This is a genomic window from Bradyrhizobium sp. JYMT SZCCT0180 (genome assembly GCF_018130165.1).
In the GTDB taxonomy this organism is placed as follows: domain Bacteria; phylum Pseudomonadota; class Alphaproteobacteria; order Rhizobiales; family Xanthobacteraceae; genus Bradyrhizobium.
The window spans coordinates 1-12934 of sequence record NZ_JAFCLZ010000004.1 but is presented as its reverse complement, the minus strand read 5'-3'; the positions used below and the strand labels follow the sequence as shown (position 1 = coordinate 12934).

11 protein-coding genes are annotated in these 12934 nt (G+C 63.0%); 4 read left to right on the top strand and 7 right to left on the bottom strand.

Annotation, left to right across the window (positions count from 1 at the left end):
• Nucleotides 1–284 precede the first annotated feature (284 nt).
• The gene (locus JQ641_RS06970; RefSeq protein ID WP_211995546.1) at nucleotides 285–1274 is read left to right on the top strand and encodes a GGDEF domain-containing protein; all 990 of its coding nucleotides are present in this window, start codon (nucleotides 285–287) and stop codon (nucleotides 1272–1274) included.
• Nucleotides 1275–1431: 157 nt separating this feature from the next.
• Here JQ641_RS06970 and JQ641_RS06965 read toward each other — a convergent pair whose 3' ends face one another.
• On the bottom strand, nucleotides 1432–3123 hold the full coding sequence (locus JQ641_RS06965; protein ID WP_211995286.1) for a diguanylate cyclase domain-containing protein: 1692 nt from the start codon (nucleotides 3121–3123) through the stop codon (nucleotides 1432–1434).
• Between the two features lie 106 nt (nucleotides 3124–3229).
• Between JQ641_RS06965 and JQ641_RS06960 the strand changes: the two genes are divergently transcribed.
• Nucleotides 3230–3919 carry a YggS family pyridoxal phosphate-dependent enzyme gene (locus JQ641_RS06960; protein ID WP_211995285.1) on the top strand — a complete coding sequence of 230 codons (690 nt, stop codon included), beginning with the start codon at nucleotides 3230–3232 and terminating at the stop codon, nucleotides 3917–3919.
• 119 nt (nucleotides 3920–4038) lie between these two features.
• On the opposite strand, the gene JQ641_RS06955 is transcribed toward JQ641_RS06960, so the two are convergent.
• Both JQ641_RS06955 and JQ641_RS06950 read right to left on the bottom strand, forming a co-directional pair.
• A complete protein-coding gene (locus tag JQ641_RS06955) occupies nucleotides 4039–4824 on the bottom strand; it encodes a 2-keto-4-pentenoate hydratase (RefSeq protein WP_211995284.1) in 786 nt (261 codons plus the stop codon).
• 25 nt (nucleotides 4825–4849) lie between these two features.
• Nucleotides 4850–5419 carry a L,D-transpeptidase family protein gene (locus JQ641_RS06950; protein ID WP_211995283.1) on the bottom strand — a complete coding sequence of 190 codons (570 nt, stop codon included), beginning with the start codon at nucleotides 5417–5419 and terminating at the stop codon, nucleotides 4850–4852.
• A gap of 260 nt (nucleotides 5420–5679) precedes the next feature.
• Between JQ641_RS06950 and JQ641_RS06945 the strand changes: the two genes are divergently transcribed.
• The gene (locus JQ641_RS06945; RefSeq protein ID WP_044539278.1) at nucleotides 5680–6366 is read left to right on the top strand and encodes a response regulator transcription factor; all 687 of its coding nucleotides are present in this window, start codon (nucleotides 5680–5682) and stop codon (nucleotides 6364–6366) included.
• A 48-nt stretch (nucleotides 6367–6414) separates the two neighbouring features.
• The gene (locus tag JQ641_RS06940) at nucleotides 6415–6855 is read left to right on the top strand and encodes a Crp/Fnr family transcriptional regulator (protein ID WP_192740640.1); all 441 of its coding nucleotides are present in this window, start codon (nucleotides 6415–6417) and stop codon (nucleotides 6853–6855) included.
• 6 nt (nucleotides 6856–6861) lie between these two features.
• Here the strand turns inward: JQ641_RS06940 and JQ641_RS06935 are convergent, their stop codons facing one another.
• The 4 genes from JQ641_RS06935 to JQ641_RS06920 form a co-directional block, all read right to left on the bottom strand.
• Nucleotides 6862–7677 (bottom strand): exodeoxyribonuclease III, encoded by an 816-nt coding sequence (locus JQ641_RS06935; protein WP_211995282.1) that lies wholly within the window; start codon nucleotides 7675–7677, stop codon nucleotides 6862–6864.
• 142 nt (nucleotides 7678–7819) lie between these two features.
• The gene (locus JQ641_RS06930; protein WP_211995281.1) at nucleotides 7820–8659 is read right to left on the bottom strand and encodes an outer membrane lipoprotein carrier protein LolA; all 840 of its coding nucleotides are present in this window, start codon (nucleotides 8657–8659) and stop codon (nucleotides 7820–7822) included.
• A gap of 142 nt (nucleotides 8660–8801) precedes the next feature.
• Entirely contained in the window at nucleotides 8802–11252 is a 2451-nt protein-coding gene (locus JQ641_RS06925; protein ID WP_211995280.1) for a DNA translocase FtsK, read from the bottom strand.
• Nucleotides 11253–11264: 12 nt separating this feature from the next.
• Nucleotides 11265–12491 (bottom strand): aminotransferase class I/II-fold pyridoxal phosphate-dependent enzyme, encoded by a 1227-nt coding sequence (locus tag JQ641_RS06920; protein ID WP_211995279.1) that lies wholly within the window; start codon nucleotides 12489–12491, stop codon nucleotides 11265–11267.
• Nucleotides 12492–12934 lie beyond the last annotated feature (443 nt).

Below are 12934 nucleotides of genomic sequence, written 5' to 3'. Positions count from 1 at the left end.
GAATCGCTGGGCTTTTATGGATTCGGGGCCGTCTAAAAGACGGCGGACTAGGCCACAAAAGCGGTTGCGGGGTCAACGGGTTGGCGCAGGTCGGCAGGCCCCCTTGGGGCGGCTGGAGCCGCATTCCGGCGGGCCGGTTGATGGGCATTTAACGAATTCATGGGAACCTGCCTATGAAAAGAGCACCAATTCACCGGTAGGAAGCCATCAGAGCCGTGACCGCGGGATTCGACGAGCTCGATTTCGAGTACGCGACGTCGGTCGCTGAAACGGCCATTCGCTCAATGGCCGAGCATCGCGTGCCGCCGACGCCGAACAATTTCCATGTCTGGTTCAATTATACGCTCGGCACGCCGCCGGTGCTCAAGCGCGCGATCGATATCCTGATCGGCAACAAGCGCAAGTTCGACGCCCAGACCAATCGCGAGATCTATGAGAGCTATATCGGGTCGAAAGCCACCGACGAGGCGGTGGCCTATGAAGTCTCCCAGCAACTGCATTCGGTGATGGCGTCGGCCAAGCAGTTCCTGACCACGGCGATTGCCGACAACCGCACGCAGATGGCTGCCATCAACGATGTTACCGAGCGCACCGAGGCTGGCGTCGATCCCAAGCAGCTGATCGAGAGTCTGATGGGCGAACTCGCCAAGGCGACGACGCGCGCCACCAAGCTCGAAGTCGGCTTTGTCGAGAAATCACGCGAACTGGCGACGATCCGCGATTCCCTGGTCAAGTCCGAGGAGCGGGCCAAGACCGACACGCTGACCGGCCTGCCGAACCGCCGGGCGCTGGAGGAGTTTTTCCGCAAGGCTCAGCTCGCGGCGATGGAACAGGACGATCCCGTGAGTGCGCTTCTGATCGATATCGATCACTTCAAGCGCTTCAACGACGAGTTCGGCCACGGGGTCGGCGACCAGGTGCTGCGCCTGATGGCGAGGGTGTTGCGCGAGGCCGTGCGGGACATCGATCTGCCGGCGCGCTACGGCGGCGAGGAGCTGATCGTCATCCTGCCGAACGCCGGCCTGACGACGGCCGCCACGATTGCCGAACGCATCCGGCGCCTGGTCGCCGAATGCCACATCTCCCGCCGCTCGACCGGCGAAGCGCTGCCCGGCATCACCATCTCTATCGGAGTAGCCCAGTTTCAGGGCGGCGAATCGATGTCCGACCTGATTGAGCGTTGCGACCGCGCCCTCTATCAGGCCAAGAAAACCGGCCGCAACCGGGTCGTCACCGAGGCCGAACTGGTGCCTGAGCAGCGGGCAACGGCCTAGCGTTCAGTTGGGCCGTGACGACGGTCCTTCCCGTGCTCTCGACGCAAACAGCAAAAGTGCTGCGAGTCCAAGCACATCCTTTCTTTGCATGGGGTTGTTTTCGCAATTTTGTGCCTGGGCCCTTGCGATGTACCGCTGGGTCCGAGACCCGAGATCGCTAACCCGCCAGCGCCATTCCGGCCTGATCCACCATCCGCGCAAAGCCGTGCTCGACCACGGTGTTGCGGCCGCGGTGTTTGGCGGCGTAGAGGGCGGCATCGGCCGCCTCGATCAGGTCGCCCGGGCGCTGCGTGTCGTTCGGCAGCGCGCCGGCCACACCGATGCTCACGGTGACGGTGTGATGGCCGCTGGTGTGGTGCGGTATTTTCAGGTCCAGCACCGCGGTGCGCACCATCTCGCCGATCGCCAGTGCCTTCAGCGAATCGGTGTTCGGCAGCAGCAGGCAGAATTCCTCGCCGCCATAGCGGCCGGCGAAGCCCATGGTGTCGGCGGCGATACCGGCCAGCGTTTCGCCGAGCCTGGTCAGGCAGGCGTCGCCCTCGGGGTGGCCATAGGTGTCGTTGTAGAGCTTGAAGTGATCGACATCGATCATCAGCAGCGACAATTGGCTGTTGTATTGCTGCGCCTTCATCCACTCGAAATCCAGACGGCTCTGAAAGCCGCGGCGGTTGGCAAGGCCGGACAACATGTCGATCGATGCGATCACGGTGAGGCGGTCGTTGTTGGCAAGGAGCTCGCGCTCGCGTTGGCTGAGCTGGGCGGCCATCGCGTTGAAGGCGCGCGCCAGCGGCATGAATTCAGCGGGCAGCTTGCTGCGTGCGACACGCGCCGACCGGTCGCCTTCGCCGAATCGCTTGGCCATGCCGGTCATCACCTCGATCGGGTTGATGATCAGCTTTTCCGCGCCGATCAGCGCGCCCAGCAGCACGAACAGGCAGACAAATCCCAATTGAAGATAGGCGTTGCGAATCTCGCGATTGATCGCTTCGGTCACCCTGGTTTCGTCGATGCTGACGATCAGGCGGGATTGCGTTCCGGAAATGCGGGAGAAACTGATCGTGCGATTCGAGCCGTCGGATGCGGTGAATGAAAGCGAGCCGGTCGGTGCGTCGGAGCTCAAGGCCTTCTCCGCCGCGGCGGACATCAGCGGCACCGAATCCAGCGGCCGGCCTATCATGCTGGTCTGATCGGTAGGCGCAGCGAGGACAACGCCGGCGCTGTCGACCAGCAACGACGAAATTCCCGGTCGCCCGCCGAGATTGGTCATGATCTTCGACAGCCAGTCGATATTGATGCCGGCAACGACGACGGCATCTTCCTCGGGATTGATGGCAGCCACCGGATAGGCCGCCATCATCATCGGCCGACCGTTTGTCTTGCCGAACAGATAGTCGCTGAAAACGAAATCGCGGCTTGCCTGCGCCTTCTTGAAATATTCGCGGTCGCCGATTTGCAGTCCGACCTGAATGTTCAAGGTCGAGCACTGCACGAGGCCGTCCTTGGACGCGATCATGATGCTGCGGATCCAGGGCAGGTTGCTCGGCAGGCTGGCGCGCAGGATTTCGCAACTGCGTCCGATGCCGCTGGAGGCGCGGATATAGGCCGCCGATTTGAGCATCGTCTCGACGGAGGAGACGACTTCGCGCTGGGTATCGGCGCTGTGCTGGGCGATGTTGAGGAATTCTTCGGTGGCAAGGGCGATTTGCTTGGAGCGGGTATGCTCGAGCGAACGGACGCGTTCCAGCATCAAGGGCGCCACCAGGATCAACGCCAGCAGCACCAGCCGCGTCCGGATCCCCAGAAGCTTCTTGAGTTTCACTCTGTTGCGGTTGAAAATAACGCTAGACATCCTGTTCCCCACCCCGCGTGGCAGGGTAAAGCGAAGGGTTCAAAAAGCCCTTCCCGAACTTGGTAAAATCCAAGGAAATGCCGTAAATGTACGAGCCACAATCGACATGACGCCTCCGACGACCAGCTCGCTAACAGAACCTTTACCTAGCGGTCTTGCTACGGTGGAGCAGGATATCGCGCGGGCTTGCAAGGAAGCGCGCCGCGATCGGGCGACGGTACAATTGATCGCGGTGTCCAAGACGTTCGACGCGTCGGCGATTTCGCCCATTATCGACGCCGGACAGCGCGTATTCGGCGAGAATCGCGTGCAGGAAGCCAAAGCGAAATGGCCTGGGTTAATGTCCGCTTACCAAGGGCTAACGCTGCATCTGATCGGGCCGCTGCAATCCAACAAGGCGAAAGAGGCCGTGGCGCTGTTCGACGCCATTCATTCTGTCGACCGCCCGAGCATTTGCGAAGCGTTAGCCAAGGAAATCAATTCCCAGAAAAAGCAGCCGGAATTGTTCGTCCAGCTCAACACCGGCGAGGAGCCGCAGAAGGCCGGCGTCCCGCCTGGCGAGGCCGATGCGTTCATCGCGAGCTGCCGGGAGAAATATGGCCTGCCGATTTCCGGATTGATGTGCATTCCACCGGTCGACCAGGCACCGGCACCGCATTTCGCACTGACCGCCAAGATCGCCGCGCGCAACGGCTTGAAGAATCTGTCGATGGGCATGAGCGCCGATTTTGCGATCGCGATCCAGTTCGGCGCCACACATATCCGCGTCGGCTCGGCGATTTTCGGGCATCGGTAGGCCGCGCGATCTATCCTTTCGTCATTGCGAGGAGCGCAGCGACGAAGCAATCCACTCTTTACTTTCTGCGGAGGGATGGATTGCTTCGTCGCTGCGCTCCTCGCAATGACGAGCGCCGCCTACTCGAACCCCACCGACACTTTCCCCAGCACCCCGAAATCAACCGCGCAGAAATCGCCAGCCTGGATCGGCAGCGGCGGATGGCAGGTGCCTGTGGTGACGACCCGGCCCGCCTTCAGCGTCACGCCCAGCTGGCGCAATTCGTTGGCGAGCCAGGTCAGTGCCAGCCGGGGATCGCCCAGCACGTTCTTGCCGTGACCGACGAATTGCTGGCCGCGTAGCGTGGTGACAGGCCGTTCCTCGACCAGATCGCGCGCGCGCCAGTCCGCCGTCGTGGCCGGGCCGAGCACGAACAAATGCGCGCAGGCGTTGTCGGCGATGATCTGGGCGTCACCGGCGCTGACGAAATCCGAAAAGCGCGAATCCGGAATCTCGATCGCCGGATGCAGCGTGTCCACGGCATCGAGCACCTGGCTCACCGTGTAGGGCGTCGATCGCGACGGCAGATCGTAGCGCATGCGAAACGCAAATTCCGGCTCGGCAACGCGCATTTCGTTGCCGGCCATCGACGCCGTGCCGCCGTCTGATATCACGGTCTCGGCGAGAATGCGTCCGGCCATCGGACCGTCGACATTGATGTGCTTCTGCCCGGCCTCGCTGGTGGCCGCGATCTTCCAGCCGAACAGATGGGCCGTCGAAAATCTTTCGATCGCGGCCTGGATCGCATATGCCTCGATGCGGTCCTGTGGCCGCAGCCGGGCCTCGAGCGCGTCAAGCTTGGTGCCGGCGCGCCAATGGTCGTGCAACGTCTGCGATGCAGACGCAATCTGATGTCTGTCCTGCATGATCCCCGCATCCCTGAAATGAAGTTCATCCAATAATGATTTTGGTTTGCGGCCCCATCCGCCGCAGCAACCGCAGCATCGCAGACTTTGTCATTGAAACGCAGCCTGCCGTCGCGGAAAAATTCGTGCGCGCCAGATGCAGGAACACCGCGCTGCCGCGGCCGGCAATACGCGGCGCGCTGTTGTGATCGATCTCGACGATGAAGTCATAGAGGTGATCGTCGCGCGTGAGGCGGTCGCCGGCCTCCTCGCGCATGAGCCGTATCGGCTGGTTGTAATGGCGGTCCTTGGGGTCTTCGCACCAGCCGTCCTCGGGCCGGATTGGCCGGACCGGCAGAAAGGTTGGCGGGCGCGAGTGGCGGTCGGCGCGCCACCATAATTGCAGCGGCCGGTAGGTGCCCCGCGGGGTGCCGCCATCGCCTTCGCGCTTGTTGGCGAGGATGCCGCCGCGGCCAAGTGCCACCGGGACGGTCCAGCCGTCCGCCGTCAGCCAGCCCCGGCGCGGGTCGCCGGCGGCGCGGTGAACCCTGATCGCCGAGAGCGGCCGATCACGCGCTTCTGTCTCATAAGTGATTGAAAAATTGGTGTTTCCCATGCCAAACGTCCAAATCCTGGGGTTGCGTCCCCGGCCGCAATTGCTCTATTTGACGCCCATTACAGGACATTCATCCAACAGCCTCTCGAATCTGGGATACACTGCGGTTCGCCTTGTGAAATTGTAACAATCTCCTACCTGATTCCGTACCCGATGACCGAGGTTCGCCCGCGAACCAGTTTCGTCATCGACCAACCGACCAAGACCGGCTTGAGACGCTCCCATTTGTGTCCGCCGCCTGCCTCTAGAGGATCGTACCTATGGCCAATGCCCGCAAGATCCTGATCGTGGATGACGATACCGATCTGCGCGACACGCTGGTTGAGCAATTATCACTGCATGAGGAGTTCGAAGCCTCCGCGGTCGATACCGGGGCCAAGGGCGCCAGCGCCGCCAAGGCCAATTCCCCAGATCTGGTGCTGATGGATGTCGGCCTGCCCGATACCGACGGCCGCGAAGTGGTCCGCTCCCTGCGCAAGGGGGGCTTCAAGGCGCCGATCATCATGCTGACCGGCCACGACACCGATTCGGATACCATTTTGGGCCTTGAATCCGGCGCCAATGACTACGTGGCAAAACCGTTCCGGTTCGCCGTGCTGCTGGCCCGGATCCGGGCGCAACTGCGCCAGCACGAGGCCAGCGAGGACGCGGTGTTCTCGGTCGGGCCCTACAGCTTCCGGCCTGGCTCCAAGATGCTGACCGGCGCCAACGCCCGGAAGGTGCGGCTGACCGAGAAGGAAACCGCGATCCTGCGCTTCCTGTACCGGGCCGGCCAGATGCCGGTGTCCCGCGAGACGCTGCTGCAGGAAGTCTGGGGCTATAATTCGGGTGTCACCACCCACACCCTGGAAACCCACATCTACCGGCTGCGGCAGAAGATCGAGAAGGACGCCGCCAATCCGGAGATCCTGGTCACGGAAGCCGGTGGCTACAAGCTGGTGCCGTGATACGATTCGGCCGACGAATCGTACCTCCCTGGGCATCACCGGTTCCGTATGTCGATCGAAGATGATGTAGCTCTGCTCGAGCGCGTCCCGACACTGCGCCTGTTGGGAACGACGGCGCTGCGCATGCTGGCGATCGGCTCGGAGCAACGCGAATTCGGCCGCGGCGACCAATTGTTCAACGCCGGCGACGAGGCGGATGCGGGCTATATCGTGCAGCGCGGTGCGTTCCGGGTCGAGGACGGCGGCGCTGAAGTTATCGCAGGCCCCGGCGCCCTGATCGGTGAGCTGGCGCTGATCGTGGCGATGAAGCGGCCGTCGAGTGCGATTGCGATCGAAAATTCCACCGTGATCCGGGTGTCGCGCAGCCTGTTTCAGCGCGTGCTCGAGAGCGACCCTGCCGCTGCGCGGGCGCTGCGCGACGAACTCGCCACCCGCACCAGCCAGCTTGCCAGCGATATATTGATGGCCGGCGCCAAGCTTAGCACCTGATCGCAATCACACCTCCAGCGTCACCGTAACCGGCACGTGATCCGACGGCCGCTCCCAGCCGCGGGCATCGCGGGTGATGCGGAAATCGCTGATGCCATCCTTCAGCGCCCGCGAAACCCAGATGTGATCGAGCCTGCGGCCGCGGTCGCCGACGGTCCAGTCGGCGGCGCGGTAGCTCCACCACGTGTAGACCTTCTCCGACATCGGGATGCGCTCGCGCGCGACGTCGAACCATTCGCCATGGGTCTGCGCCGCCAGCAGTTTTTCGCATTCGATCGGGGTGTGCGAGACCACCTTCAACAGCTGCTTGTGCGACCACACGTCGTTCTCATGCGGCGCCACGTTGAGGTCGCCGACCAGGATATGCCGGTCGTCGCCGCGGGGATGCAGTGGTTCGCAGGCTTTCATCTCGTCGAGAAATTTCAGCTTGTGATCGAACTTCGGATTGAGCGCGGGATCGGGGATGTCGCCGCCGGCGGGCACGTAGAAATTATGCAGCACCAGCGGCTTTGCGAGCTGGGCCTTTTCGCCGAACGCCACCGAGATGTGCCGCGAATCGATGTTGTCGCAGAAGGTGCGGATATCCTTGGTCTCGAACGGCAGTTTCGAGACGATGGCGACGCCGTGATAGCCCTTCTGCCCGTTCAGCGCGACATGCTCATAGCCGAGGCGCTTGAAGCGCTTCAGCGGGAAGGCACCGTCGATGCATTTGGTCTCCTGCAGGCAGAGGACATCAGGCCGCACCGATTTGAGGAATTTGGCGACGATGTCGATGCGCAGGCGCACCGAGTTGATATTCCACGTGGTCAGGGAAAAACGCATGCGGGCTGATGTATCAGGGCCTGATCGGAAAGACATCCTCATCCTGGAGCGGCCACTTGGCCGCGTCTCGAAGGATGAGTTGAGTGTGGGGCCATCCTTCGAGACGCGCGCAAGAGGCGCGCTCCTCAGGATGAGGTCTGAGCTAGCCTGGCGGCACCGAATAATTGGTGAAATCGATCTTGAACAGGCCGGGATCGACTTTCTTCGACGTATCCAGATTATAGACCGCGACCGTGGTGTCGTAGCCCTGCGGGTCGGTCACGGTCCATTGCTTGAGCTGGCCGTCCTTGGTGCCGACCATCAGCATCAACCGGCTGGTGCCGATCAGCGCCTGCTTCTCCTCGATGGTGACGCTGATGAAGACGTCATCGGCGGTGACGCTGACGACGTTGGTATCCTTCAACAGATCGATACGGTCCGACAGCAGGAACCGGAGCGGCGTCTGCGACAACGGATAGATGTCCTGGGTCGCGAGCTTCTTGTCGCGCACCGCGAGCGATGATCCGTCGGCAACGATCGCGATCTGGCTCGGCGCGTCATACTCGAAGCGCACCTTGCCCGGCTTCTGGATCACGAAGTCGCCCTTGGTCTTGCTGCCGTCCGGCCCGACCTGGACGAAATTTCCGACCAGTGTCTGCAGCGACGACAGATACGAACTCACCCTGGCGGCCTGCGCCTTCTGGTTGGCATCGAAGGTCGCGAAAATATTGGCGGGCACGTTGCGATTTGGATCGGGAATGAACGGGTTCGGCGGCGCTTGCATCGCCCCCGCCTTCGGCGGCGCCTGGGTCGCACCTGTCGTCGCCGGACCTTTTTGCGAATCCTGCGCGCTCAGCTGCACGCCGCCGTCGCGGGTCTTGGGTGCGGGCTTTGGGACCGGAACGTTCTGCGAAAAGCCTGATGTCGCTGCGCCGGCAACGGACGTGGCGATCACAAGCGCCAGTCCGTAACGGATGCCGCGATGGGTAAAGTAGTGTGTCATCAGGTATTTCGAATCTCTATTCAACGGATCGTCCCACTGCCGGTGGTTTTATCGCGCTTTCGACCAAAGGAGATATCGTTTTTCCGTGAGAATTATTACGCCAAATTCAGTTCGTTAGTGGGCCCAATCGCTTGAAATCGCTCTAGAAACCGCTCTCTTCTTCCTCGACCAGAATTTCGCGTTTGCCGGCGTGGTTGGCCTGGCCGACGATGCCTTCGAGTTCCATCCGCTCCATCAATGACGCCGCGCGGTTGTAGCCGATTTGCAGCCGGCGTTGAATGTAGGAGGTCGAGGCCTTGCGGTCGCGCTTGACGATCGCCACGGCCTGCTGGAACAGGTCGCCGCCGCCGTCACCGCCCATGCCGGTGGAATCGAATACCGCGCCGTCCTCGCCTTCGGCAGGTTCTTCCGCCGTAACGGCCTCGAGATATTCAGGCTGGCCCTGCGTCTTGAGATGGCGCACGACCTTTTCGACTTCCTCGTCGGAAGCAAACGGGCCGTGCACGCGGCTGATGCGTCCGCCGCCGGCCATATAGAGCATGTCGCCCTGGCCGAGCAGTTGCTCGGCGCCCATTTCGCCGAGGATGGTGCGGCTGTCGATTTTCGACGTGACCTGAAACGCGATGCGGGTCGGGAAGTTCGCCTTGATGGTGCCGGTGATGACGTCGACCGACGGACGCTGCGTGGCGAGGATCACGTGCAGGCCCGCGGCGCGCGCCATCTGCGCCAGCCGCTGCACCGCGCCTTCGATATCCTTGCCGGCGACCATCATCAGGTCGGCCATTTCGTCGACGATGATTACGATGTAGGGCAGCGGTTCGAGGTCGAGCTTTTCGTCCTCGTAGATCGCCTTGCCGCTTTCCTTGTCGAAGCCGGTGTGCACCGTGCGCGTCAGCTCCTCGCCCTTGCCCTTGGCTTCGACCAGACGCTGGTTGTAGCCGTCGATGTTGCGGACACCGAGCTTGGACATCTTCTTGTAGCGCTCTTCCATCTCGCGGACCGCCCATTTCAGCGCGACCACGGCCTTCTTCGGGTCGGTCACCACAGGCGTCAGCAGATGCGGGATGCCGTCATAGACGGAGAGTTCGAGCATTTTGGGATCGACCATGATCAGCCGGCACTGATCCGGCCGCAGCCGGTAGACCAGGCTGAGGATCATGGTGTTGATGGCGACCGATTTACCGGAGCCGGTGGTGCCGGCGATCAGCATATGCGGCGTGCGCGCCAGGTCGATGATGATGGATTCGCCGCCGATGTTCTTGCCGAGGCAGAGCGGCAGCTTGGCGTGCGACTCGTCTTTGAGCGACAGCAGCTCGCGCAGATAGACCTTTTCGCGGTGCGCGTTCGGCAATTCGATGCCGATGGCGTTGCGGCCGGCCACCACGGCGACGCGTGCCGACAGCGCGCTCATCGAGCGGGCGATGTCGTCGGCGAGGCCGATGACGCGCGAGGATTTGATGCCGGGCGCGGGCTCGAGTTCGTACAGCGTCACGACCGGGCCAGGATTGGCCTTGACGATCTCGCCGCGGACGCCGAAGTCGCCGAGCACGCCTTCCAGCGCGCGCGAATTGGCTTCCAGTTCGCTCTTGCTGAGCGGCTGGCGATCGGAGGCTTTTGGTGCCGTGAGCATCGAGACCGCGGGCAGCTCGAACTTGTCTTTGCGTGTCGATGCTTTTGGCGCTGCTGCCTTCTTGCGCGGGGCGCGGGCGACGGGGGCTTCCTCTTCCTCGTCTTCTTCCTCTTCCTCGTGCTCGTATTCTTCCTCGGCCTGCGGGGCAATCGATGGCGCCGGGCGGCCGCCGAGACTGGGCTCCTGCCGTTCGAACGAGGCGGTACGGGGCTGCGGCGCGCTTGCGACCAGCGAACGGTAGGCCGTCGACATCAGCCAGCCGAGCCGGGCCTTGGCGCTCATCAGGGCATGATAGACCCAGCCGAGCGAGACCGAACTGCGATCGCGCACTTCCTCGAACGGCGCGTCGTCGTCCTCGATCGGTGTCAGCTCCTCGTCGTCGCGCGGACGCGAACCCCAGCCGCTCGCAAACAGGAAGGTGGCGCACATCGCCGCGAACAGGATGATGCCGAGCACTAGGCGGTAGATGAAACCGGCGGGCCCGAAGATTACGGCCGGCGCACGCACCAGCGCATCACCGACAACGCCGCCAAGCCCGGTCGGCAGCGGCCATGCGCCGCCGTTCGGCCAGCAGCTGGCAAAGCCTGCCGCAATGATGGTGCAGAGGATCCAGCAGGCCAGGCGCAACGCTTCGCGGTCGAAGGTGCGATGGGTCAGCATGCGCCAGCCCCACACCGCGACGGGCAGGATCAGCATGATCGCGCCAAGCCCGAGAATCTGCATCAACAGATCGGCGCCGATCGCGCCGGGATAGCCGAGAACGTTGCGGATCGCACGCGAGGTCGCGTGGCTTAAACTCGGATCCTGCACCGACCACGTCATCAGCGCGGCGGCAGCGACGCCGGAGATCGCGATCAGGCACAGGCCTGCGACCTCCCGCAGGCGCCGCGCCAGCGCGTCGCGGATCGAGGCCGGCAGATGGCCGACCAGGGGAATGACACGTTCGATCGCTGGCATGCTCATGGGGCCCTGCGATTAAGCCAAAGTTTCGACCAGGCGGTGCAACGCCTCGGCCGTTGATTCACTGTCCGATACCAGCGCCAGGCGGATATAGCCGGCGCCGGGATTGCTGCCGTCGTTTTGCGGACGCGACAGATAGGTTCCGGGGATCACGCGCACGCCGGCATCGCGATAGAGCTGCACCGTCGCAGCCTCGTCGCCGCCGCGGTCCGATACATCGAGCCAGACGCAGAAGCCGCCGGCGGGTCTGGCATAGCCGTAGCGATTGCCGAGGATCTGATCGGCGAGATCGAACTTGATGCGATAGAGCCGGCGGTTTTCCTCGACATGCGCCTCGTCGCTATAGGCGGCGACCGCGACGTGCTGCAGCGGCACCGGCACCTGCGGGGCGGCGACGTTGCGCAGTTCGTGAAAGACGCTGAGAAATTTCTTGTCGCCGGCCGCAAAGCCGACGCGCATGCCCGGCAGGTTCGAGCGCTTCGACAGCGATTGAAACGCCACGACGTTGCTGAAATCGGATCCTGCGCATTCGAGCACGCTGCCCGGCGCCTGTTTGGTGTAGATTTCCGAATAACACTCGTCGCTCAGGATCATGAAGCCGTAGCGATCGGCGAGTTGCACCAGACGGGTGAAGTAGTCGCGCGAGGCGACGGACCCTTGCGGATTGGCGGGCGAGGCGATGAACATCGCAACCGTGCGCGCCAGCGTCGCCTCATCGAGCGCATCGAGATCCGGCAGAAAGCCGTTGGCGAGCGTGGTCGGCAGATAGATCGGTTCGCAATTGGCGGCGCGCGCGCCGGCGCCATAGGCCGGATAGAACGGGTTCGGCATCAGGATCGCCGGCCTGCCCTTGCGCGGGCCGACATAGCGCGCGGCGGTGATCGCGGCGAAGAACAGGCCTTCGCGGCTGCCGTTCAGCACCAGAATTTCGCTCTCGGGATCCATTGCCCGGCGCAGCTGGAACCGGCCCGAGAGCCAGTTTGCGACCGCCCGGCGGAACGAGTCGATGCCCTTGGCGATCGGGTAACGGCCGAAATCGGCGATGTGCTGGGCCAGCACCGGCCCGACAAAGCTCGGGACAGGATGCTGCGGTTCGCCTAACGATAACGCGATCAATGGCTTACCGGGTTGATAGGGAGCCAGAAGCTCGGCGGTCCGCAGAAACGGCGAACGGTCGGCCTGACCGGCAGCGGGGACACTGCCGGCGCCCTGCGCCACGCCGGAAGAGGCGGTCATTGCCATGTCTAAAACGCCAACACTTTCAATTGCGGTCGGGGGACGGACGGAGCGACCGGCAGCGGATCAAACCACCATAGATACGGCGAGGTTAAGACGCGATTAACCATCGGCGCCAGCGTCGATTTTGAGTGGATTTTGGGGGAGAAGGGCGGCGGTGCGGGCCCCACCCACCGATGTCGTCGCCCGCGAAGGCGGGTGACCCAGTACGCCGCGGCTTCTCGATTCAATCATTGGCGTCTCTGGGATACTGGATCACCCGCTTTCGCGGGTGATGACAACTGAATATGTAGCCGCGATCTCGCGACGCATTACGCCCGAGCTTTGCCAGAAATTCCTTGCCCTCTTATCGAGAGGGCGCAGGAAAGACCGGGTGCGCGCTGCACCCGCGGTCTCGTGTGCGATTTGCACTAAAAAAGCTGCACACGAGCATACAGGGCAGCGGTGAA

What these genes read in the sequence shown, in the direction of transcription:
- JQ641_RS06970 (WP_211995546.1), top strand. Translation starts at nt 285, where the DNA reads ATGGCCGAGCATCGCGTGCCGCCGACGCCGAACAATTTCCATGTCTGG.
- JQ641_RS06965 (WP_211995286.1), bottom strand. Translation starts at nt 3,123, where the DNA reads ATGTCTAGCGTTATTTTCAACCGCAACAGAGTGAAACTCAAGAAGCTT.
- JQ641_RS06960 (WP_211995285.1), top strand. Translation starts at nt 3,230, where the DNA reads ATGACGCCTCCGACGACCAGCTCGCTAACAGAACCTTTACCTAGCGGT.
- JQ641_RS06955 (WP_211995284.1), bottom strand. Translation starts at nt 4,824, where the DNA reads ATGCAGGACAGACATCAGATTGCGTCTGCATCGCAGACGTTGCACGAC.
- JQ641_RS06950 (WP_211995283.1), bottom strand. Translation starts at nt 5,419, where the DNA reads ATGGGAAACACCAATTTTTCAATCACTTATGAGACAGAAGCGCGTGAT.
- JQ641_RS06945 (WP_044539278.1), top strand. Translation starts at nt 5,680, where the DNA reads ATGGCCAATGCCCGCAAGATCCTGATCGTGGATGACGATACCGATCTG.
- JQ641_RS06940 (WP_192740640.1), top strand. Translation starts at nt 6,415, where the DNA reads ATGTCGATCGAAGATGATGTAGCTCTGCTCGAGCGCGTCCCGACACTG.
- JQ641_RS06935 (WP_211995282.1), bottom strand. Translation starts at nt 7,677, where the DNA reads ATGCGTTTTTCCCTGACCACGTGGAATATCAACTCGGTGCGCCTGCGC.
- JQ641_RS06930 (WP_211995281.1), bottom strand. Translation starts at nt 8,659, where the DNA reads ATGACACACTACTTTACCCATCGCGGCATCCGTTACGGACTGGCGCTT.
- JQ641_RS06925 (WP_211995280.1), bottom strand. Translation starts at nt 11,252, where the DNA reads ATGAGCATGCCAGCGATCGAACGTGTCATTCCCCTGGTCGGCCATCTG.
- JQ641_RS06920 (WP_211995279.1), bottom strand. Translation starts at nt 12,491, where the DNA reads ATGGCAATGACCGCCTCTTCCGGCGTGGCGCAGGGCGCCGGCAGTGTC.